21 protein-coding genes, 1 tRNA gene, 1 other RNA gene and 2 pseudogenes are annotated in these 23,275 nt (G+C 34.8%); 14 read left to right on the top strand and 11 right to left on the bottom strand.

The genetic code is table 11. The features are described from left to right. Positions 1–5: 5 nt before the first annotated feature. The 4 genes from ABWU31_RS02265 to walE1 form a co-directional block, all read right to left on the bottom strand. Complete coding sequence (locus ABWU31_RS02265; RefSeq protein WP_353271311.1) at positions 6–464, bottom strand: hypothetical protein; 459 nt, start codon at positions 462–464, stop codon at positions 6–8. A gap of 135 nt (positions 465–599) precedes the next feature. Then, a tRNA-Gln gene (locus ABWU31_RS02260) sits at positions 600–674 on the bottom strand. Next, positions 665–1,000 carry a divalent-cation tolerance protein CutA gene (gene cutA, locus ABWU31_RS02255; protein WP_353271310.1) on the bottom strand — a complete coding sequence of 112 codons (336 nt, stop codon included), beginning with the start codon at positions 998–1,000 and terminating at the stop codon, positions 665–667. Before cutA ends, ABWU31_RS02260 begins: the two co-directional genes overlap by 10 nt. Before the next feature lie 776 nt (positions 1,001–1,776). Further along, positions 1,777–3,303 (bottom strand): actin bundler, encoded by a 1,527-nt coding sequence (walE1, locus tag ABWU31_RS02250; RefSeq protein ID WP_236515162.1) that lies wholly within the window; start codon positions 3,301–3,303, stop codon positions 1,777–1,779. Positions 3,304–3,458: 155 nt separating this feature from the next. Between walE1 and ABWU31_RS02245 the strand changes: the two genes are divergently transcribed. The 8 genes and pseudogenes from ABWU31_RS02245 (at position 3,459) to rnpB (ending at position 10,338) form a co-directional block, all read left to right on the top strand. Then, entirely contained in the window at positions 3,459–3,674 is a 216-nt protein-coding gene (locus ABWU31_RS02245) for a hypothetical protein (protein WP_006279848.1), read from the top strand. An 82-nt stretch (positions 3,675–3,756) separates the two neighbouring features. Continuing rightward, positions 3,757–4,791 (top strand): FtsH protease activity modulator HflK, encoded by a 1,035-nt coding sequence (hflK, locus tag ABWU31_RS02240; protein ID WP_353271309.1) that lies wholly within the window; start codon positions 3,757–3,759, stop codon positions 4,789–4,791. A gap of 2 nt (positions 4,792–4,793) precedes the next feature. Next, complete coding sequence (hflC, locus tag ABWU31_RS02235; RefSeq protein WP_012673275.1) at positions 4,794–5,666, top strand: protease modulator HflC; 873 nt, start codon at positions 4,794–4,796, stop codon at positions 5,664–5,666. A gap of 3 nt (positions 5,667–5,669) precedes the next feature. Next, positions 5,670–7,163 (top strand): DegQ family serine endoprotease, encoded by a 1,494-nt coding sequence (locus ABWU31_RS02230; RefSeq protein WP_077188355.1) that lies wholly within the window; start codon positions 5,670–5,672, stop codon positions 7,161–7,163. Between the two features lie 230 nt (positions 7,164–7,393). Next, a pseudogene (locus ABWU31_RS02225) lies at positions 7,394–7,741 on the top strand (hypothetical protein); the annotation flags it as partial. Positions 7,742–7,825: 84 nt separating this feature from the next. Then, a protein-coding gene (locus ABWU31_RS02220; RefSeq protein WP_265029767.1) for an IS630 family transposase occupies positions 7,826–8,837 on the top strand; the annotation gives its coding sequence in 2 pieces (ribosomal slippage) (positions 7,826–8,287 and positions 8,289–8,837; 1,011 coding nt in all). A 71-nt stretch (positions 8,838–8,908) separates the two neighbouring features. Beyond that, a protein-coding gene (locus ABWU31_RS02215) for an IS5-like element ISWpi1 family transposase (RefSeq protein WP_353271062.1) occupies positions 8,909–9,741 on the top strand; the annotation gives its coding sequence in 2 pieces (ribosomal slippage) (positions 8,909–9,278 and positions 9,278–9,741; 834 coding nt in all). 247 nt (positions 9,742–9,988) lie between these two features. After that, an RNA gene (gene rnpB / locus ABWU31_RS02210) (RNase P RNA component class A) lies at positions 9,989–10,338 on the top strand. Between the two features lie 51 nt (positions 10,339–10,389). Here the strand turns inward: rnpB and ABWU31_RS02205 are convergent. After that, positions 10,390–11,160: a response regulator transcription factor gene (locus ABWU31_RS02205; RefSeq protein WP_353271308.1), complete on the bottom strand. Its 771-nt coding sequence runs from the start codon at positions 11,158–11,160 to the stop codon at positions 10,390–10,392. A gap of 325 nt (positions 11,161–11,485) precedes the next feature. Between ABWU31_RS02205 and ABWU31_RS02200 the strand changes: the two genes are divergently transcribed. Genes ABWU31_RS02200 through ABWU31_RS02185 form a run of 4 tightly spaced genes read left to right on the top strand, consistent with a single transcriptional unit; the run spans position 11,486 to position 14,919 of the window. Continuing rightward, the gene (locus ABWU31_RS02200; protein ID WP_006280098.1) at positions 11,486–12,469 is read left to right on the top strand and encodes an NAD(P)H-dependent glycerol-3-phosphate dehydrogenase; all 984 of its coding nucleotides are present in this window, start codon (positions 11,486–11,488) and stop codon (positions 12,467–12,469) included. A gap of 19 nt (positions 12,470–12,488) precedes the next feature. Next, on the top strand, positions 12,489–12,971 hold the full coding sequence (locus tag ABWU31_RS02195; protein ID WP_006279290.1) for a phosphatidylglycerophosphatase A: 483 nt from the start codon (positions 12,489–12,491) through the stop codon (positions 12,969–12,971). After that, positions 12,961–13,740, top strand: a complete 780-nt coding sequence (locus ABWU31_RS02190; protein WP_006280097.1) for a GNAT family N-acetyltransferase — start codon at positions 12,961–12,963, stop codon at positions 13,738–13,740. The genes ABWU31_RS02195 and ABWU31_RS02190 overlap by 11 nt, the downstream gene beginning before the upstream one ends. 42 nt (positions 13,741–13,782) lie before the next feature. Further along, positions 13,783–14,919, top strand: coding sequence for a hypothetical protein (locus tag ABWU31_RS02185; RefSeq protein ID WP_236514561.1), 1,137 nt, complete (start codon positions 13,783–13,785; stop codon positions 14,917–14,919). 3 nt (positions 14,920–14,922) lie between these two features. Here the strand turns inward: ABWU31_RS02185 and ABWU31_RS02180 are convergent, their stop codons facing one another. From ABWU31_RS02180 to ABWU31_RS02150, 6 genes and pseudogenes are all read right to left on the bottom strand, one after another. After that, a complete protein-coding gene (locus ABWU31_RS02180; protein ID WP_010082472.1) occupies positions 14,923–15,711 on the bottom strand; it encodes a succinate dehydrogenase iron-sulfur subunit in 789 nt (262 codons plus the stop codon). An 86-nt stretch (positions 15,712–15,797) separates the two neighbouring features. Further along, positions 15,798–16,250 (bottom strand): rRNA maturation RNase YbeY, encoded by a 453-nt coding sequence (gene ybeY / locus ABWU31_RS02175; protein ID WP_010082473.1) that lies wholly within the window; start codon positions 16,248–16,250, stop codon positions 15,798–15,800. A 384-nt stretch (positions 16,251–16,634) separates the two neighbouring features. After that, on the bottom strand, positions 16,635–17,033 hold the full coding sequence (locus ABWU31_RS02165; protein WP_077188253.1) for an EVE domain-containing protein: 399 nt from the start codon (positions 17,031–17,033) through the stop codon (positions 16,635–16,637). Next, the gene (gene ftsZ / locus ABWU31_RS02160; protein WP_010962790.1) at positions 17,033–18,229 is read right to left on the bottom strand and encodes a cell division protein FtsZ; all 1,197 of its coding nucleotides are present in this window, start codon (positions 18,227–18,229) and stop codon (positions 17,033–17,035) included. Before ftsZ ends, ABWU31_RS02165 begins: the two co-directional genes overlap by 1 nt. 245 nt (positions 18,230–18,474) lie before the next feature. Further along, on the bottom strand, positions 18,475–18,927 hold the full coding sequence (locus tag ABWU31_RS02155) for a hypothetical protein (RefSeq protein WP_353271307.1): 453 nt from the start codon (positions 18,925–18,927) through the stop codon (positions 18,475–18,477). Positions 18,928–19,010: 83 nt separating this feature from the next. After that, positions 19,011–20,519: pseudogene (locus ABWU31_RS02150) on the bottom strand (YifB family Mg chelatase-like AAA ATPase). Between the two features lie 122 nt (positions 20,520–20,641). Between ABWU31_RS02150 and ABWU31_RS02145 the strand changes: the two are divergent. Beyond that, positions 20,642–21,481, top strand: coding sequence for a polysaccharide deacetylase family protein (locus ABWU31_RS02145; RefSeq protein ID WP_010962787.1), 840 nt, complete (start codon positions 20,642–20,644; stop codon positions 21,479–21,481). Then, positions 21,436–23,010, top strand: coding sequence for a penicillin-binding transpeptidase domain-containing protein (locus ABWU31_RS02140; protein ID WP_006280388.1), 1,575 nt, complete (start codon positions 21,436–21,438; stop codon positions 23,008–23,010). Before ABWU31_RS02145 ends, ABWU31_RS02140 begins: the two co-directional genes overlap by 46 nt. Positions 23,011–23,275: the final 265 nt, after the last annotated feature.

The raw sequence follows: 23,275 nt of genomic DNA, 5'->3' as shown, positions 1-23,275 counted from the left end.
TATACTTAATGAGGTTTACTCCTTTTACCGAAAAAAATATAATTCAATCTCCTATCTATAGTTGCCTCTATATCTTTGATTAATAGCTGCTTTATCATGTTTACTTTTCGCTTTGCATCTTGAGCTTGACGCTCATTGTTACCACTGTTATTGCTGTAATTATTCTTATCACTATAACTACTGCCACTTGGTTTGCTACTGTTACTGAACTCACCACCCTTTTTTCTTCTTGTGTTGAGTATCTGTATTATCTTTTCCTTTAAAAAGGACTTCCAGCCTGTGCCAAGTAATAATTTATAGAGAAAATGCGGAGTAAGAAACGCCACTAATATTCGAATAGAAATTCCGTAACCGAGATCTTCCCTATTTTCATAATACCACTTGCAATATTGAAACAAACGGTAAAACGCATTTTTGAAAGAGCAAAATTCTACAGCATACCAAAAACCATTGCTGAGAAACATGAGCACAATGCTGAATGTGTAAAGATACATTGTGAAGAGAAACAGTTTCACAATTATATCTTTGAGACTACCTAATATATAATTCAATAATCTTAATTTATAGAAAAGTGATATCATTTCACACCCACTTCAATATGGCTGGGGTGGAAGGATTCGAACCTTCGCGTGGCGGTATCAAAAACCGCTGCCTTACCACTTGGCTACACCCCAATACTACTTACATCAATAACACTATTAGCCCAATTAGTAAAAGATTTATTTGCTTTTTCTATGGGCATCACAGCAATAGCTGGCTGATCATAAGAATGCATTGCTTCGATTTTTTCTACAATTTTATCAACTTGATCATTCCTGCTCTTCATAATTGCCACTACTTCACAACTATTACTAATTTTACCTTCCCATAAATACAGAGAATTCACTTCGGGAAATATATTTACACATACAATTAATTTCTCGTTTAACAATTCTTCAGAAACAGTTTTAGCCTCCCCAAAATTTGAAAAAGTTGTATAAACCAAAACTAAATTATTCATTAGTAGCTACATAAATGCATTGCTACTATACTCTACCGAGATTTATTCATCAAGAGAAAATAACGCCAGCGCGTACTGTATGAACATTTGTTTGCAAAGGTAGTATGTTAAGTGTTATAGCTAGTTTGCCTCAAACGTAAAGGTGTCATCCCAGTGCCCCTGTGATGTCATTCCAGTGCTTGACACTGGAATCCAGTTTTCCATATAATCTCATCGAAAACGTTGTAACCACTTTCTATGCTAGTTTGCTTGTAAACAAGCAAACTTTCCTGGATCCCAGTGGGCTTTGTTGCATCGCTAGCTATGATGGATTAAAGATAAAAAAGATAGGGAATATCAGTAGCTTATTATTCTGGTATTTATAACAAGAACGGTCAGTGAATACCTAAATTTGAGTAAAAGAAATTTCACTACCATTTACCAATCCGGCTAAAATTCAAGAATTTCAATGCTTTAGCTATTTTCAATAGAATTAAATTTATTAATATAAATAACAAATTACTATTCTTAAATTTGATCAGATTGATTGCAAAAAAACAAGATTTTCAATAGGTTGCTTATAATCCTAACTATAGTTAGCCTTTCATAAGTAGCGATGCAACAAAGCCATCCCAGTGTCAGCTACTCGGATGACACCTTTCCTAGCAGAGAAATCACAATGTTCATACGGTTGTACGCATACCGCTGGGATCTAGGATTTTTCTATAGTTTAAAAACAAAAAAAGGACGTTACTCATTGAGTAACATCCTTTTGGAGAAGGTAGAAGTTTTACTTATTACACTGTTCCTGGAGTTGCTGTAGCTCTTGAGTTGACAGGTTCTGCACTAGGTTGATCTAGAGATGCGCGTCGTTTTGCCAACTTTTCTTCGAGTTCTCTGTCAAATTCTTCTTTTAAAGGAAGAACTTGTTTTCTTGTTAGCGTAGAAGAACCAGAACCCATTCCACTATCAGTAGAATTACTGTGAGTGAGAGTTCTGTTACTCAAACTATCCAGGTTTTGCTCCACAATAGGATCACTGAGAACATCTTCACTGAAAGAACTTTGTCCATTTAAGTTAGTCAATGAGGCGCTTCTAGGTAGTTCTGGTGGAGCAACTGGAGTAAGCTTAGGAGTTAAGCTACTAGATGAATTGCTTCTACGGACTGTTGCAAAGTTCTGAGAATCTGAATCAGAGACAGTAGCAGTACTTTCAGTTCCTATAGAATTTAGTGAATTGCTTTTTGACAAGCTGTTAGATTGTTCAGAGCCTTTTCTTCCCAGTGAAGAGAATGATGATGACACAGACCTAGTTAAACTTTTGACAGAAGGCCTGTTAGCTTTTTTCTCTGCTCTGTCAAACATATTGCTTACGCTTGAGTACAAATGATTTTCTCTACATTCTTTAATAACCTTCTTAATTTCATCGTGATGTTCAGAGAAAACACTGTCGATGAAATAACTACCTTTAGGTAATGACCTTTGTGTTAACAAGTTATGCAAGCTTTTTTCATTTAAATTATTAATGAATTCTTTCTGTACTTGCCATCCAGAAGTATGTTCAATCTCCCCTGATTTTGCCTTCTCTGCCATTTTTAAATCAATTTCTGACGATATTCCAGAAAGTATATTTTTCACTAACCCAGAATTATTTCCTTTATCAGCAAAAATTGCTTTCATATCATTTCTTATTTCGTCAGATTTCTTAATTGCATCTGGAGTAAACCTTTTTACCTTATCTAAATAGTCCGTCTCACCAGATGCCTTATGGAACTTATTTGCCACTCCTTCGCCTACAAAACTAGCGCCTTTTTTCAGTGAATCTACTGAATGTTCATAACCTTCTTTCACCTTATCTTTAACATGCATAGCACCATCTCTAACTTTTCCGGCAGCGTATGTTGATGCGTCCTTAACTTTCCCAGCAGTATATTTCGCCCCATCAACTGTTTTTTCTGCTGACCACTTGAGCCCTTTATATCCAGATTGAACTGCTTTTACAGCGACTTTTACAGCGAAATATAAAGCAAGACCAACTATAGCACCCGGTATAGCAAGTGTTGCACCAACTGCCAAAAGTGGTAGTACTGCCGTAAATAACCCACTTGCTGTACTTACTACAAGAATCTTATCTCCTTGTTTCATCTTAGAGAATTCTGTATCTCCTTTTAACAGGTCAGTCATTCTTTCTTTTAGCTTCTTGTGATCATTAGCAATATCTGAATTTGATAGATTTTGCATAGTTTTATTCAAATCAAGACTACCTTCTTGTTGTAGGCCTATTTCAGTTTCAACAGAATTTAAACTTTTTTTATTAGGTAACATTTTTAACCTCACTATTAATTAAATATATTATAATTGTATTCCTTGATTCTTAAGTTAGTGTTAAATTGATTGCCAGTATTTATTTGTCTTCAAATAATTTCGCTTGACGTGTTTTTTGATAGTGTGGAAAATTAGGTCAAGAAGCTGCAGCATTTATGAAGTATAGAAAAAGAACACTCATCTTTTTGGCTGTTATAACTTTAATAATAATAGCTTTACTATTTAGGTATAATTCCCATTTTCACAAAGACGTAGTGCACTTAAAGAGTGACAACAAAGAATTCAAAAAAAAGCCAGAAAATTCCATAGAGTCGACCATATTACATAGAGAAAAGGAAGTGTACGATCATGTTTTCCATCCTGATGATTAATTTGTAAATAAAATAGCAATTTATGTTTGCATTTTCTTATTAAAGAAGTAATATTAGCGTATTAATTATAGAATCAATCATTATGTTTGATGATAATAATCCTTGGAATCTGGGAAAGAAACCGGTAGGGAACAAAACTCCTAATAATGAAGATATTTTAAGTAAAGCTGTATCTGATATAAGGTTCTTTCTTAATGGATTAACCAGAAACAGGGGCGAAAAACCTTATTTCATCATTTTCATTATTTTGCTGTTCTATGCTTGCACTGGCTTTTATATTGTCCATCCTAGTGAAGAAAGTATAGAACTTACCTTTGGTAAATATTCTAATACAGAAACACCTGGTTTGCGTTATCACTTCCCCTACCCTATTGGCAAGGTTTTTAAAGTGAACGTTAAGGAAGTAAATCGTGAAGAAATTGGGGTAAGTAGTTCTTATGGGCGAGATACAGATCGCGGTGAAGGCGTGATGCTAACTGGAGATGAAAATATAGTCAACGTTAACTTCGAGGTTCAATGGCGCGTTAGAGATGCTAAGGACTATTTATTCAAAGTGCGGGATTACAAACCCGGTTTCAGTGTTAAAAATGCTGCTGAGAGTGCCATGAGAGAAATAATAGGTAAAAACACGATCTCTTTTGCACTTGGTCAAGGCAGACCAGAAATTTCTAGAGATACTAGAATTCTATTGCAGCAGATTCTTGATGGATACCAAATGGGCATAGAGATTTTATCTGTTCAAATGAAAAAAATTGATCCACCAGAAAAAGTAATCAGTTCGTTTAGAGATGTACAAAGTGCTCGTGCAGACAAAGAGCGTACTATAAACGAAGCATATGCTTATAATAATGATATTATACCTCGAGCAAAGGGTGAAGCGATAAAGATAAAATTAGATGCACAAGCATATGAAAATGAAGTAATAAATGAAGCAAAAGGTAATGCAAATCGCTTTTTATCTCTTTATGAGGAATATAGACAGAATCCTTCTCTCGTTAAGAATCGTATTTATCTTGAAACTATGGAAAATATTTTCAGTAAGGTAGACAAAGTTGTTGTAACTGATGATCTGAAAGGTATGTTTTCTTATTTACCTCTTACAAATTTAGGAAAATAACCATGAGTAGTAATATTAAAATTGTTTTTGTTTCTGTATTTGTTGTTTTATTGATTGTTTTATCTAATTCAATATTTGTTGTGCAAGAAACAAAGCAAGCAATAGTTATACAACTGGGTAAAGTTGTAAGGGATGTTAGGGAAAGTGGCTTATATTTTAAGTTACCATTCATAAATAGTGTAGAGTTTCTTGATAAAAGAGTTTTAGATTTAAGTCCTGATAAGATCCCAAGGGAAGTGATAACAGCGGATCAAAAACGTATTATAGTAGATGCGTATGCAAAATATAAAATAACAAATCCTGTTACTTTTTACCAGGCTGTGAGGAATGAATCAGGTCTGGTTAGAAGATTATATCCGGTTATAGAAGCTCACATAAGAGAAAATATAGGCAGATTTTCGTTGATTAGCTTGTTGAATGAAAAAAGATCAGAGGTTATGCAATTGATTCAGCGTGGAGTTTATTCTGAAGCTGAAAAATTTGGCATAGAAATAATAGACGTAAGAATTAAGAGAGCAGATTTACCAGAAGAAAATAGTTCTGCAATATTTCGCCGTATGCAAACTGAAAGGGAAAAAGAAGCAAAAGAAATCAGAGCAGAAGGAGAGCAAGCTGGGCAGGAAGTTAGATCAAAAGCTGATAAATTAAAAAGGGAAATTATCTCCAGTGCAGTAAAAGAATCGTACGAAATAAGGGGCCGTGGTTATGCTGAAGCAACTAGAATTTATAATGAGGCATTTAAGGTTGATGAAGAGTTCTTTAACTTTTATCGCTCTATGAGCGCTTACAGTAAATCATTTGCCGAAAATAATACTAAATTTGTACTTTCACCAAACAATAACTTTTTAGATATTTTAAATAAAGGATGGAAATAATTTATGAAAAGTAAGGCATTTATTTTATCTATATTTGCATATTTTCTAATTGCGTTTTCTTCGTATGCTAATATGTTTGATTGGAATGCAAAAAAGGTCGTTGATGCTAGCACTACTGCATGCAACTGTAATCAAGGACTTGCCGATTTAGTGGAAGAACTCATTCCTGCGGTTGTAAATATTTCAAGCGAACAAATCATCAAACAAGAAAATAACAGCAGAACTAGAGTTCCATCTATGCCAGGAAATAATTTTTTTGATGATTTTAGAGAGTTTTTTGAGCATTTTGATCAGTTTTTTATGGATAGGGGCCCTAGTGTTAACAAAGAGGTGGTGTTGCTTGGTTCTGGGTTTATTATAGATAAAGGTGGAACTATAGTAACCAATTATCACGTTATTAAAAACGCCAAAGATATCACAGTTACTATGAACGATAATACTTATTTCAAAGCAGAAGTTTTAGGCTATGATGCAAGAACTGATCTTGCTGTGCTTAAGATTAATTCTGATAAAGATCTTTCTTCTGTTGCATTTGGTGATTCTGATAAAGCAAGGGTTGGTGATACGGTTATGGCAATAGGTAACCCATTTGGTTTGGGTGGCTCTGTAAGCACAGGAATTATATCTGCAAGGTCCAGGGACATTAGTATTGGCACTATGAATGAATTTATTCAAACTGATGCTGCAATTAATAGGGGTAACTCTGGAGGACCGTTATTTGATTTAAATGGAAAAGTTATAGGTATTAATACTGCTATCTATTCTCCATCTGAGTCTGGCGGCAACGTGGGTATAGGTTTTGCCATACCATCTAATTTAGCTATGTCAATTATTGACACATTAAAAAGTGGCAAAAAAATAAAACATGGTTGGCTTGGTGTGCAAGTTCAGCCTATAACGAAAGAATTTGCTGAGTCCTTGGGTTTAAAAGATATAAAAGGCGCATTGGTTGCAAGTATAGTAAAGGATAGTCCTGCAGAAAAAGGTGGGATTAAAGTAGGTGATATATTATTAGAATTTGACGGTAAAAAAATCGATAGAATGACACAATTACCTCAAATGGTTTCAAGAGCTGGACCTGAGAAAAAAGTGCAAGTTAAGTTACTTAGAAAGAGCAAAGAGGTTAATATTAAAGTTGTGATCGGAGAATCTACAAATGATGGCCAAGATAACAATCAAGAAGAAAATAAATCAACATCTGATTATGTAACCGGTTTAACTGTTTCAAATCTGCCAAAAGAATCAAAAGAAAGTAAAAATAATGTACCTACAAAAGGTGTGATAGTTACCAATGTAGATAGTAACAGTAATGCCACGCTGCGTGGTATTAAAAAAGGGGACATCATTATCCAATTGGATGGAACTGATATAGAAAATACTAACGATTTTCAAAAACAAGTTGATTTAGCAGTAAAGAAAAACGGTAAAGATTCAATAATGTTGCTCATTTACCGCAATGGAAATCAATTTTTCGCTTCAATAAAGTTAAAGAAGTAATTTTATTCACTAAATTTACAAAACAGTAGTGTTGTAAGCTCGCTACTGTAACACTTCAATCTTATAAAATAAATAAAAATCTACACTAGATTTCTTGCATAACCATATAAAAAATCAAAGGATGTCATTCCAGTGTCAGCTACTTGCATGACGCCGTCATAAAGGAACCAGTGTCGGCCACTTGGATAACACCATAGGGGTTACTTGGGTGATACTATAGGAGGTCTAACATGAACTTTCTAAAATTCATTGAACTGTGCTTTCAAACAGTGGTGCCGGGATGTGAGTATAATGATTATCAGTACATAAAAGTCATAGCAGACAGGCTGGAAGCAGCGAATGCTGGCGAAGTAAGGCGCATAATATTCAATATGCCTCCGCGTTCAATGAAGTCCATATGTATGAGTGTTGCGTGGCCCGCATGGATACTGGGAAATCAGCCAACTGCAAGAATAATAGTTGCAAGTTATTCTAAGTTGCTTAGTGAAAAACATTCGCTCGATACCAGGTGCATAATGCAATCTGATTGGTATAAAGAACTATTTCCAGAGGTAGAACTATCCAAAGACCAGAACACTAATACCAATTCCCATTACAGGGCAAACAGATGGACAATGATGGAAGAAAAGCCATACTGAAGTAAGTAAAATAGCGAGGTTTAAATGGCATTAAGATCAAAATTATTGGATGAAAAAGTAGTAGAATCAGCAAAAGAAATGCTGAAGAAAGTAAGGAATAATGCATATGTTTCAAAAAAACTAAATGCTGTAATTGCAGCAAAAAAGTACAGTATAACGGCTGTAGCAAAAATATATTGCATTTCAAGAAGCGCACTAACTTCGTGGGTAAAACTCTTGAAAATTGGCAGAGAAGAAAAACTGTTTGCTCCTTCACAACGTCGTAGAAAAACTAAATTAAATCAGGCTCAACTACAGCAAATTGAAGAGTGGATAGAAGAAAATCCTAATATCACCATTAAAGAAATGAGAATAAGAATCCAGGAAAAGTTCGGATTAAATATCAGCAAATCTACAGTACACCGCCATATGCAAAAGATGAAATTCTCATATATTACACCAAGACCAGTTCATAATGGACAAGATAAAAGCAAACAAGAGGAATTCAAAAAAAAATCTCAATGGAGCTATTAGCAAGTATCCAGAAAAAGAGCTATTTTTCTTTGATGAATCACGGTTTGGCACACATTCAAAAGTTGGACATGGGTGGTTTAAAAAGGGGATTAGAACACAGGTTAAAACAAAATTAGGTAGGCAAAATTTCTATCTCTATAGTGCAGTTAATCCTAGAAATGGAGAGAGTTCTAGCTTATTTGCACCAAATGTCAACACTGATTGCATGAACATATTTCTTGAGCAAATTTCGCAATATCTAGAAACACGAGAGGCTTTTCTCGTTATGGACTGTGCTAGTTGGCATAGGTCAAAAAATTTAAAGGTACCTAAAAATATCGACATTATATACCTACCTCCATACTCACCTGAGCTAAATCCTGTTGAGAGGCTTTGGTTATATATAAAACAGAACATTTTGCGCAATAAAATATACGATACAATTGCTCTACTTGAGGGTGCTTTGTGCAAATTTATTACTTCTCTTGCCAGCTCCACAATTAAACAACTCTGCAATGTTTCCTATTTGACTGGACAACAATGAGAATTGGTATCAGAGGTTGTCCGGAAACAAGTAAAAGGCTATAATATCTGAAATTTTAGTACGGGGTAAAGATGAGAAAAAAGTATCCAACAGATCTAAGCGAAAGGGAATGGGCAAGAATAGAAAAACACTTCAGAGTATCATACAAGAAAGGAGGAAGGCCGCCAAAGTATAGCAAAAGAGAAATATTAGAAGCAATTTTCTATGTATTGCGTACAGGGTGTCAATGGCGGTATTTACCAAATGATTTTCCGCTATGGAAGACTGTGTATGAGCAGTTCAGGCAATGGAAGAAGCAGGGAATTTTTGAGAAAATGAATTATGAAATTACAAAATATAGTAGAAGAAAAATAGGAAGGAATGAGCAGCCGAGTGCCTGTATAGTAGATAGTCAATCTGTAAAGACTACAGAAAAGGGGGGATCAAAGGCTATGATGGAAGTAAAAAAGTAAAGGGTAGAAAAAGGCATATAATTACAGACACTCAGGGTTTTATACTAGGTTGTTACGTAGGCGCTGCTAACGAAAATGATAGAGATGGTATTAAAATAGCATTAAACAATATGAGAACAAAATATACTAAAGTTAAAAAAATGTGGGCTGACATGGGATACCAAGGAAGAAATTCAAAGAATCACATAAAGGAAGAATATGACATAGATATTGAAATTGTTACAAGGCCTCCATGTAGATTTTGGGTGCACAAAGATACGCCACCTGAGCTACTACCAACAAGAGAACAAGGGTTTAAAGTACAGCCAAGAAGATGGGTTGTAGAAAGGACTTTTGCTTGGGTTAATAGGAATAGAAGGCTATCGAAGGAGTATGATTTACTCACAACATCCACTGAGAATTTCATATACCTAGCTATGAGTAGGGTTATGTTAAAGAGGGAATATGCTTGAATTTACTAGTTTCCGGACAACCTCTCAGTAGAAAGTAGTAGTCGATCAAGAAGTAGCTCATCGTCTTCAAGCGGTGGACCAGGCTCTTGACTAACTGAAGCGGAGTCTAAAAGTGAAAAAAGCTTATCTTGGGATAGTGATGATGTGCCGGAATATCACCTTTAGCTATTTGTCTAAATGTTTTTAATATGTAGACTGTTAGGAAATTGTCTTTTGCTTTTGTGATTTTCATGTTAAAGTATAATTCCTAGGTGAAATAAGTAGCTGCTGTTGTGTGATAAACATAGCAGAGGAAAGTCCGGGCTCCAAGGAAAAATAGTGACGGGTAATGCCCGCCGGAGGTAACTCCAGTTATAGGGCTACAGAAAATTACCGCCTAAAATATTTTTAGGTAAGGGTGAAAAGGTGTGGTAAGAGCACACCATGGCAATGGCAACATTGGTAGTCGAGTAACCAACACTAGGAGCAAGATTAAATAGAAGTAGATTTTATGTTTTCCTCATATCTACTCGGGTAAATCGCATGCGGTAAATGGTAACATTTACTCCAGATAAATAGCTACATAAACAGAACTCGGCTTATATTTCACCTAGGCGTTCACATGATACGTGCGATATAAGCCATGCTATATTTAAATGTGTAGGCATTTCATGCGTTGTCCTTCACTTGTTCTGCTTGATAGCCATCACTACTTTCGCCTACATTAACATTAGAATATTCATCATCATCAATATACTCTTTCAGAACATACCCTCTGCCCCAAACGGTTTCTATGTGGCTTTTTCCATCATTTGCACTTTCAAGTTTCTTACGTAATTTGCACATAAAAACATCAACTATCTTGTTATCTGAAGGTTCATCTAAGCCATTGTAAAGATGATTTAAGAACATTTCTTTTGTTAATACTGTTCCTTTACGCAGTGCTAGCAATTCTATCATAGAATACTCTTTATTAGTAAGGTGAACCGTTTTACCTTTCACCTCAACAATCCTGCGATCAAAATTGATATTTATATTACCAATCTTTATCACCGATTCAGGATGGCCTTTAGTACGACGCACTATGGCCTTAATTCGAGCTAATAACTCACTTTTATGAAATGGTTTGGTTAAGTAATCATCGGCACCATAACCGAGTCCTTTAGCTTTGTGATTGACAGCGGATATACATGAAAGTATTAAGACAGGAACTTTGATTTTTGCACTTCTTAGTCTTAGCAATATATCATATCCGTCAATATCACCAGGCAAGTGTATATCTAAAATAACTAGGTCATAGTAATCTCCGTTTGAGGAAACCATATTATTGTTATAATCTTGTGCAGAAGTAACAACGTCACAGAAATGTCCATCAGAAGTTAAGGCGTTAACCACAGTCTTTGCACTTACTTGATCATCTTCAATTAATAATATACGCATATTTTACACCCCATAAATAATTTATAATTTTAGTAATATATATAACTAAGGAAAGTAATAAATCAAATTTTTATTAACAAATGATCAAAATTACACTTATTAATTAATAGTAAATATATTGTTCCAAAGTTATATAAATAGATCTAAAATATAATAGACATACCATGATAGTAATAATATTTTTAGTAAATATTGAATTAAAGTTACTATTATTAAAAGAATACTTCGGTTAATAAATATTTAACTATTCTATATGTCTGTGTTATATTTTTAATTTACTTATCCTACTATTTTAAAGTATAAGTAATATTTTCAGGAATATTGTGTGGCAATATCAATTTTAGGTGCTGGTGCATGGGGTACAGCAATCGCAATTTCATTAGGTAGTAAGAAAGATGTGATTTTGTGGACTCGCAATGAAACTACATTTGAATCAATCAACGGGAAAAGAGAAAGTGACAAGCTACCCGGTTGTCGAATTTCTGATAATGTGTCAGTAAAATTGGCTATTGAAGACACAATTAATGCTTCAGTAACAATCCTCGCTGTTCCCACTCAGTCTCTGAGGAAGGTATGTCAGCAATTGCATAATTGTAATCTGAAAAAAGATGTAGCAATAATTTTAGCTTGTAAGGGAATAGAAAAGTCTACATTAAAATTACCTAGTGAAATAGTAAATGAAATTTTACCTAACAATCCTATTGCTATTTTTTCAGGTCCTAGCTTTGCTGTAGAAGTTGCAAGAAAATTACCCTATTCAATGGTTCTTGCATGCCAAAATAACACATTAGGTTCAAAGCTAGTATCAGAGCTGCAACAAGAAAATGTTAAATTGGAGTTTAGTAACGACATTATAGGAGTACAGATTTGTGCAGCGTTAAAGAACGTTTTTGCTATAGCGTGTGGGATTGTTCTAGGTAGTAAACTTGGGTTTAATGCTCATGCAGCATTGATTACGAAAAGTATGAGCGAAATTAAGGCTTTATACTCAGCAAAAATTGGTGACGGTAGTGTGGATATAAATACACTACTTGGGCCAGCATGTCTGGGTGACCTAATTATGACATGCACATCCTTGAATTCAAGAAACTTATCTTTTGGGTTTAAAATAGGTAATAGTGACAATGGCTTTAATGTTCAGCAGATTTTGTCAGAAGGCAAGTCAGTGATTGAAGGTTTTAGCACTGCTGAGTCCATATTTAATTTAGCAGGAAAGCTAAAGATAAAAATGCCTATATGTGAAGCGGTCTATAGATTATTGTATGAAAGCGCCTCTATAGAGGATACTATTTCTGTTCTTATAAGTTAATTTTGTATTTGGATATATTGTGAAATTTTTATATAAATTAATATCAACGTGGTGGCTGTCTGGAACAGTAAAAAAAATGCCAGGTACTGTGGGTAGTTTGGCTTCTTTTCCGCTTGTTCCTGTAATCCTGAGCAACAAAATTTTAGGTGCAGCAATTATTTCTTTTTTATTCTTAATTGGATTATGGTCTACAGGTAATTATATAAAACATTACAAGACTTCATGTGATCCAAAAGAGGTAGTAATTGACGAAGTGGTTGGTCAATTGCTGACGATACTTTTAGTTTCGATATTGTTAAGCCAAGAGATGAATTGTTCTTCATTGTTGTTGTGCTTTTTTTCTTTTAGGTTTTTTGATATAATAAAAACGTGGCCTATAAATTTAATCGATAAAAATACCAAAGGTCCTTTAGGTATTATGCTAGATGACGTTATAGCTGCAATTTTAGCCTGTGTTCTTATAGGAGCCTTTTATTGTTTATTGTTGGTGTATGCAGGATAAAAAAATTTATTATTCAAGCTTAATTGTTCAAAATCTAAAGGATTATATACTGTACACAGCGAATTTATCTGAGTGGGAAGTACACGATGAATTTGATAACATCATATTTACAATAAATGGTACCAGGGAGTCATTATTTAATTTTGTGTTCTGTGGAGATCAATGTACCGAGCTTTCTATACAAAAAACTCTAGATTATCTCAGAACAAGAGATATAGAAGCAACATGGGTAATAAATTCACATATGAAAATAAGAGATATTTTAGAAAAGTGTGAAATAAAACACGTTAGCACACCAAAAAAAGCTTTACTTAATATGAAAAATTACTTTTTACCTGCTGATGTTATTCCAAACTTGAGGTTAAATGCTGTGAATGGTAGCAACCTCTTAGAACAGTTAGATCTACACACTTCTAAAATTTTTTATCATGGCGTTGGAATTGTCAGCACATTTTTTCGCGGATTATCAAATTATGATGATAAGAACTCAAGATTAAGATTTTTTCTTGTAACACTAAATAATGAAATTATTGGGACATGCGGTCTTTATGTTCAAGATAGCGTAGCTGGTTTTTATAGTGATGGAGTTTTACCAATTTACAGGAATCGTGGAATAGGTACCCAAATGGTTTTAGAAAGAATAAAGATAGCTAAACAGCTTGAATGCAAATATATAGTAGCACATTGTATGAAATCTTCTGTGAACCTTTATAAGAGATTGGGCTTTCAAATGTTAGGCAATCTTTACTTATATACCTCTTCAGCATAATTCTGAGCGGTTACAAATTTTTACATTTGTTTTAAAAGTGCTATGTTTTTTTTGTATGAAGTGGTTTTAATATTGATTCTAATATTATTCTTTCTCTCTTATTCTAAATTAAAAATTAGTAATAAGATTAAGAACTTACAGCATCAAAATGTTATCATAAATAATTTAATTGATACTGTGAATGATGGGTTTTATATTTGGGATGCAAAAAAACGTATAGAAAAGTTCTCTCCCAATTTACTAATTTTGCTTAATACTGTTTTTTACTCATTTAATGAGTTTGTGAATTTTTTTGAGCAATCAGAAAGCTTAATCAAAAATTTTGTTGAGGCAAAGGAAATAAATAAATCTTTTACTCTAGATTTAAAGTCAAAAGACAGTGAGGTTTATTGCATATGTTACGGTAGAAGCATAATAGATGATTCTAACAATGTGATAGGTGTGCTGTTATGGATAAGGAATGTCTCAGACTGTAAGATAAAGGCTAACGGACTTGAGTTAGAAAATAGTAAGCTTACACAGGAAGTGGAGAGCTATAAAAACGTTTTCAACTCTTTACCATTTCCAATACTAAGATATAACAAGAGTAGAAAGGTGGAATTTTATAACTTGTTTTATGATAAATATGTAGATGGTTCTAAGAAATTTGCTATTACCGGTAGCGCTCATAGCACAAAACCAGGAAGACATGTCATAACTTATAAGAACGAACCTAAGGTTTTCGATTTTGTTAAAATTCCAATACAAGGTTCTGGTAGCATAGTAATGTATGGGAAAGATGTTAGTGATGCAGAGAAATTATATACTGAATTAAACAGTTATTTAGCTACACAGAAAAATTTGCTTGAGAGGTTACCGGTTGCTATAGTAATATATAGTAAGAATCAAAAGCTAAAATTTTATAATAATGCTTTTATAAAAACCTTTCAATTTGACCCAAAATTTTTGGCATCTTACCCAACTTATCATGAAGTTATGCTTTACCTCTGCGAATCTAAAAAGCTTTTAGAAAAAGAGGATTTTCAAACTATTAGTAATCAAAGACATGAGTTGTTCAAAAAATTATTTGAATCGTATGATGATACGATGCATTTCACGAATGGAAAAGCGTTCAGGGTATTAACAATACCCTACGCTTCGGAAGGTTTGCTGTTCTCTTACGAAGAATGCAAAAGATAATACTTAAACTCCTTCTCTCTCTACCATGAGCTGTTTTACTTTCGCTATTGCTCTTGCTGGATTAAGTCCTTTAGGACAAGTTTTTGTGCAATTCATTATTGTATGACAACGATACAACTTGAATGGGTCGTTTAAAACATCAAGTCTTTCACCTGTCTTATTATCACGGCTGTCAGCAATCCATCTGTAAGCTTGTAATAGTATTGCTGGTCCTAAAAATTTATCACTATTCCACCAGTAGCTTGGGCAACCAGTCGAACAGCAAGCACATAATATACAGTCGGACAAGCCATCTAATTTTTTTCTATCTTCAGAAGATTGAGAGTATTCTTTATTTGGTAGGGCAGGCTTATCTGCTTGTAACCAAGGTTTAATTGATTTGTATTGCTCATAAAATTGGCTCAAATCCGAGACTAGGTCCTTTATTACATACATGTGAGGTAATGGATATATTTTTACGTCACCTTTTATATCATGTATAGATCTAGTACATGCAAGAGTATTGGTTCCGTCAATATTCATTGCACAAGATCCACATATGCCTTCTCTACAAGAACGTCTGAAAGTTAAAGTCGAATCTATTTCATCCTTTATTTTTATTAATGCATCAAGTACCATAGGGCCACAACTATCCATATCAATAAAAAATGTGTCTATTCTAGGGTTTTTCTCGTCATCAGCAGACCAACGGTAAATTTGAAATCTTCTGATGTTTTTTGCTCTAGCAGGAATAGGATAAATTTTGCCCTTTTGATTAATTTTAGAATTCTTTGGCAAAGAAAACTGAACCATATCACTTACCTTTTATTGTTTATAGCTAAAACCCTTTGTAGATAACATATTTTATTATCATCTACTATATTTTTATTAAATTCCTTTTAAATCGCACACATATTGTAGCCAAGCGAAGCTAAAATCTCTCTTTCTAGATTTTTCATTATAATTTCTTCATCTTTTTTTTGGTGATCATAACCAAGTAAATGCAGTAATCCATGCACTAACATGTGTGCAATGTGAGCAAGAATGGGTATATAATACTCATGCGATTCTCTTTTTATTGTGTCTATTGAAATTGCTATGTCTCCTAAATCGCACTCATTAGACAATTGTTCATACGGAAATGATAGTACGTTAGTTGGCTTATCCATTTCTCTAAATTTTAAATTAAGTTGATGTAGCAAGTCATCATCAGCCAGAGCTATTGATATATTTGGTTTATAGTGGTCTATTTTTAATTCTTTTAGAGAAGCATTGATGACACCTAATACAAAATTTTTAGGATTTTCTATAATGCTGCACCATTTCTTGTCAAGAATATTTACTTCTAACATGAGTGACACATCAGTAAGGGTGTCATGCAAATAGCTGACACTGGAATCCAAAAAAGAAGAGTTATAGACCCTTGTGTCATGTACACAACTGTACGAATATTGTACACTAGAAGGATGTCATCCCAGTGCCTAGACACTGGGATCCAGGAATTTCGATTAGACATCAAGTTAGTGAATATAAAAGTAGCTAATCTTATATTAAAACACAACGGCTTTAATGTGGTTGCATTAAGGCTGGATTCCAGTGTCAAGCACTGGAATGACACCTTTGTGTTTGATGCAAAATCGGCTATAACGTTTAATGCACTGCCTTCGAGACAAATATTCATACAGCTGTGCGTTGTGTGCTGAGATGACATCATTTAGGAACTGAAATGACAGGTATTACACATCACTCATCCTTATTATTTCATTCCATTCAATTTCCGAAACTGGGGCAATTGATAAACGTGGTTGTTTTAATATAGTCATATTTTTCAAAAGTGGGTTTTGTTTTATATTATTTAACGTTACTTGGTTATTTAAAGGTTTCAAAAACTTTACATTCACTAATCCGAACTTGGGATCATTAACATGATAATACTCTTTAAATACTTCAACGATTCCAAGTATTGCTTTCTCTTTACCTGTATGATAAAAAAACGCAAGATCGCTTGCTTTCATAATTTTCATGTAATTTTGAGCTTGATAATTGCGCACACCATCCCACTCAACTACCTGATCCTTTTCCATTTTTTGCCATGAGTATTCACTTGGCTCTGACTTGAGTAGCCAAAATTGCATTATTTTTTTCTTCTTAAGTAAGCTGGTATATCATAGATATTGCTGCCCCACTTAGCTCCTTCGCTTACCTGTTCAGCTGGTTTTGTTTCCAGTGTTTTGTCTTGCGTACTTTCACTTTGACTATATGGCCACTTAAATTTCTCTTTCTCTGAGTCTTCGCTCTGACTTATAGGTGAAGTTTCTGATTTATTATTGCGACCATCAATGCCAGTTGCAAGAACAGAAACTCTAACTCTTCCCTCCATCGCTTGATCAAAAGTAGCACCAAATATTATATTTGCATTTTCATCTACTTCTTCACGCACTCTATTGGCTGCAGCATCAACTTCAAACAGAGTCATATCTCCGCCACCAGTGATGTTAATTAATATTCCTTGCGCACCTTTCATTGATACATTATCAAGCAATGGATTAGATATTGCAGCCTCTGCAGCGCTAATTGCTCTATCTTCTCCTTCTGCCTCTCCGGTGCCGATCATCGCTTTGCCCATCTCGCTCATTACTGTTTCTATATCAGCGAAGTCAAGATTGATAAGCCCTGGCATGACCATCAAGTCAGTTACTCCTCTGATGCCAATGTGCAGAACATTATCAGCAAGTTTAAATGCATCAGAAAATGTAGTTTTTTCATTTGCAATTCTAAATAAATTCTGATTTGGAATGACAATAAGTGTATCCACGTATTTTTGCAGTTCTTCAAGTCCAAGCTCTGCAATGCGCATACGGCGCACACCTTCAAAACCGAACGGTTTAGTTACAACTCCAACAGTCAATATCTTTTTTTCTTTTGGCGCTCTATCCTTAACTGCGGCTCTTGCTTCTCTGGCTGCTTTTGCAATTACCGGTGCTGCACCGGTTCCAGTACCACCGCCCATTCCTGCTGTGATGAAAAGCATATGACTATCTTTTATATGCTCCATAATCTCATCAATTGACTCTTCTGCTGCACCTTTGCCAACATCAGGCAAAGCACCAGCACCAAGCCCCTTAGTTAAATTAATGCCAAGCTGAATTTTTTTATCACATAACGACTTTTCTAGTGCTTGAGCATCGGTATTTGCGACAACAAAATTCACTCCTTGCAAATTAGATTGGATCATGTTATTCACAGCATTTCCACCAGCACCACCCACTCCCACAACGGTAATCCTTGGGTGTAATATAGGCAACTCCGGGAGACTAAGATCAATAGACATTTAAATTACTCAAATTTAGCGAATTCACTTGATAATAAGTTACCGCTTTTTTAATAATATGCAAATACTTTTCACTTCTATAGGCGTAAACAGTAAACGGGATTTACTTATTCTTAACATTTATACTAATAAGTGCCGTTAATTATAATAACTAGATTCTTAAATGACATCACTTAACCGATGCAAAAAATAGAAAATGTTTATAAAAAGGGAAAGAAACCTATCCCTTTTTATTTTGTTGAAGATTATTGTACTTCCTGATCTTTCCCTTTCGATGCTTCAACTGCAACATCTTTTAATTTTGAGGCAACTTGATATGTTCCATAAACAGCAGCAACTGCAGCAATTGCCATTATGGCACCCGCAACTATCTGACCAGCAACACCTGTTCCGATAAATCCAGGTAATGAAGCAGCTATTGCTTGATTTGTTCCAACAAAGTAACTGGCAGTCTTAGCAAGAAACCCAGAAGCTTCTGCTGCACTAACAAAGCCTGCTTTCATATGCATTGCTGTAAAGACAACACTTGCAACTGCAAGCGGAAATAATGCTGTTCTCCCTTTATTATGCATAGCGTACTGACCAGCTCCACCAGCAGCACCAGGAATTCCCCAGTATTTTTCAGCTCGTATATATCCTTCTGAAATAGCATGAAAAATGCTATCCCCTTTTCCATACTTATAATTTGTTAATGCCATAACTCTACTCCTTAAATAGAATGTTAAAATTTCATTAAGGAAGCATATAGTAAAAAAAATTGCCTGTCAAGTAAACTAATTTTTTAATATACCTTTATTCTGTAATTGAGCGCTTCAGCAATGTGTGCTCTTTTTACTTCTTCACTTTTTGCAAGATCTGCAATAGTTCTTGCAACTTTTAATACGCGTGTGTAGCCTCGATTGGAAATGTAATTTTCTTTCAGTACGTATTTTAGCAATTCTAACCCTGCCTGATCTGGTTCAGTAAATTTATTAAATGCTTCACCGCTTACTTCTGAATTGCAACGAATATTTAATTCACTATAGCGCTCAGTTTGAACTTTTCTTGCTGCTATCACTCTTTCTCTTATGATTTTAGTACTTTCTCCCTCCACAGAGATTTCAGGAGAGAGTATGCTAACGTTTGGCATTTCAATGCATATGTCTATTCTATCAAGCAATGGGCCTGATATTTTGTTTTTGTAATCTGTGCCACACTTTGGAGCTTTGTTGCACGATCTGCTTGCATCACCTAAATAACCGCACCTGCAAGGGTTCATTGCAGCAATCAGTTGAAAATTTGCAGGGTAGGTTATGTGAGCATTTGCCCTTGCAACGGTAACTTTTCTATCTTCAAGTGGTTGGCGCAGAGAATCAAGCACAAGTCTTGGAAATTCTGGCAACTCATCAAGGAATAACACGCCATTGTGAGCCATGGTAATTTCTCCAGGTTTTGCATTCTTTCCTCCCCCTATCATCGCTGGCATAGAGCATGAATGATGAGGTTCACGAAAGGGACGAGTTACTTTGAATATTTCATTACCAGTTTTTGTTATGCTGGAAATAATATTAACATCAATCATCTCCTGTTCGGTTAAATCAGGCAGCAATCCTATAAAGCGCTTAGCAAGCATTGATTTTCCAGTACCAGGAGGGCCAACAAGAAGCATATTATGCCCACCTGCTGCTGCAATTTCAGCTGCTCTTTTTGCAACAACTTGGCCTTTGATATCCTTCATATCGGGAACCAATCTTTTTTCTTTGGGTGCATCACTATAATTAAAAATTACTGGCTGAATTAATTACTCACCCTTAAAGTGTCTGATAATATCAGTTAATTTCTCTATAGCCAGAATTGAAACATTCTTCACCCATACAGCTTCTACACCATTTCCTCTCGGGCAAATTACTCCTTTATTGTCCTTTTTTGCATTAATTGCTGTTGGCAGCACTCCTGAAACTGGAATAACTCTGCCATCAAGGGCAAGCTCACCCATAATGATATAAGACTGAACTTTTTCAACTGGTATCACATTCATTACAACAAGTAGTCCAATAGCAATAGCCAAGTCATAATGACTGCCTTCTTTCAGCAAATCCGCAGGGGAGAGATTAACTGTAATTCTTTTTGGAGGTAGTAGTAGATTGATTGAATTTAACGCTGCTCTGATGCGCTCTCTGGATTCTGCAACAGTTTTATCCGGCAAGCCAACAATATTAAAAGCTGGAATACCATTTGCCATATGAATTTGTGCATTGACATTTACTGTGCTAATTCCCTGAAGCGCAACGGTATTTATATTTGCAATCATAATATATTATATAAAATTGTTAATACAATATATTAAAGAAGCGATGAAGTAAAGGCTACAGCAATTAAAGATGGCTTAACTTAGCAAAAAAGTGTAGTATTCTATCACTTTGCTGATTACAAATGTTTATAAGGATAATCACTTTTTTCTTACTATATTCAAGTACGGCTTTTTGTAGTGATTGTAATTTTAATTTACCATACTGTGGGCTCAGTTGTAATCTAGATCTATCATATAGAAATTTAAGTAATATAAAAAAATTATTGAATAACGACGATAAGTTTGTTGCGCTTACGTTTGATGATGGACCGTCTAACAATAGAGTAAACGATATTATTAATGTTCTGGAAAGCTATGAAGCAAAAGCAACATTTTTTGTGCTTGGTGAACGTATAAATGAAAAAACGTCTGAAATAGTAAAGAAAATTCATGAATCAGGTCATGAGTTAGGCAATCACTCTTGGTCGCATAGGAAGTTGACATCACTTTCAAGTGAGGAACAATTGCAAGAATTGGAAAAGACAAATACAGCAATTAAAAATGCAATAAAACAAGATGTAAAATGGTTTCGTCCGCCATATGGATGTTATGACGATAATCTGATTGAAAATACTGATCAATTAAATATGTATTCAATATTATGGACAGTTGATTCGCTAGATTGGCAAGGTGATAAGCCAGAAACTTTAGTTGAAAGAGTTTTAAGTAATGTACATAATGGAGCAGTTATACTGTTTCATGATCACAATAACAGGTCAAACACAATTGAAGCTTTACCTCATATTATTAAAATACTAAAAAAATCAGGTTATAAGTTTGTGACCTTAAGTGAGTGGGAAAAAAGGGTTTGTAATACGGTAAAAGCCAGAAGTGTAACAATAAAAGAGGGGAAAAAAGTGTGTTTTGAAGGAATGTTATGTGGACAAAAAACAAAGTCTTTAACCGCAGAGCATTCATATTAGGTGGTATTCAGCTTACCATTTCTGCGGTTTTTAGTTGCAGGTTATATAATTTACAAATACGAAACAGACAAAAGTACGAAGCACTATCTAATAGTAATAGAATAAGAGTTGCTACTATTATGCCTAAGCGGGGCAAAATTTTAGATAGGAATAGCATTGAACTTGCGGTAAACAAAATTTCGTATGTTGTTTTGTTTGATGGTTCTGGTAAGGAAGTTGATTTGCAGACATTATCAGAAGTCGAGTCTAAAATAGCAAAATCGTCAGAAAAAATAACTGCTCTTTATAAACGTTATTACCCGTTTGGTTCAATGTGTTCTCATGTAATCGGATATACAAAAAGACAGCAAGGCATAAGCGAAGTAGGAATCAGCGGTATTGAATATACATATGATCATATATTGAAAGGCAAGTCAGGAAAATCTGAGCAGGAAATAAATTCTAAAAAACGCGTCATAAAAGAATTATCAAGCATACCACAACAAGACGGACAAGATGTACAACTGACAATTGATATTAATCTGCAAGAGAAAACCGCAGAGGTATTTAAAGATCACCAAGGCTCCGCAGTGGTAATTGATGTAAATAATGGAGAAATTTTAGCATTATATAATTCACCTTCTTACGATAATAATCTTTTTGCTAGCAGGCTATCAAATGAGACTTGGGAGAGCTTGAATGCTCCTTCATTGCCGCTCGTGAATCGTGCGTTATCATATCAAATTCCACCTGGTTCAATATTTAAAGTAATAGTTGCGCTTGCGGGTTTAAAAGACGGGATAATAACACCAGAAGAGAAATTCTCGTGCAAGGGCTATATGAAAATAGGTGAGCGGAAATTTCGTTGTCTGAAAAGCAAAGTCCATGGGTATGTATCTTTAAATGAGGCAATGGCATTATCATGCAACACTTACTTTTATAATATAGGGAAAAAAATAAGTGTAGACTCTCTAGTAGAAATGGCCAGAAAATTTGGTATTGGAAGTGGGCCACTGATTGGAACGTTTAAAGAAGAAGCTCCAGGGTTGTTGCCAGATAGAGATTGGCGTACACGAAAGCTATATTCGCAGTGGTATTTAGGTGACACTATCAACTTAGTTATAGGACAAGGGTATATGCTTACAACACCACTACAGCTTGCAGTTCTTGCAGCGAGGATTGCAACAGGAAAAGAGGTAATTCCCCGCATTAAGATGAATGAAACGATACAAGATTTTCCCGATATTGATGTGGATTGTGAGCATCTTAGCATAGTTCGAAAAGCTATGTTTGATGTGGTGAATTCTAAAACTGGAACCTATAAGAAAGGGCTAAGCGGTATACAAATTGCCGGTAAAACCGGTACACCAGAGATAAACTCTAAGGGCGAAAGTCATAAGTTATTTATCGCCTATGGCCCTTACCATAACCCGCGCTATGCAATCTCTGTGTTTATAGAACACGGCAAAGCCCCACGCCAAGATGTTGCTATAGCTAATGAAATATTTCAGTATATGCTTGAAACTATGAGTATTAAACTTCTTGCATAACCATATAACAAACTTTTATTGGGAATAGAAACGAAAAAACTTACTTGACACCCTTCGCCAGCGCCCTTATCATGATAGTGGAGCTATTGTATTTGCTTTCGCCAATCTGCAGATTAAAAGGTAAGGATTACTTAATGTATCGGCGTCTTATGTTCAATTTTTTGCAGTATATAGATACTGTATGTCTTTACAAAACTTCATCTACATCTAGATTTTTATCTAAATAAGCTGAACGCGCTTACAAAGCGTTACAAGACATCAAAAA

Origin of the sequence: Wolbachia endosymbiont (group A) of Alloplasta piceator, from assembly GCF_964028505.1 — a bacterium.
Classification (GTDB): Bacteria; Pseudomonadota; Alphaproteobacteria; order Rickettsiales; family Anaplasmataceae; genus Wolbachia; species Wolbachia pipientis.
This window is presented reverse-complemented; position numbering and strand designations above follow the sequence as displayed.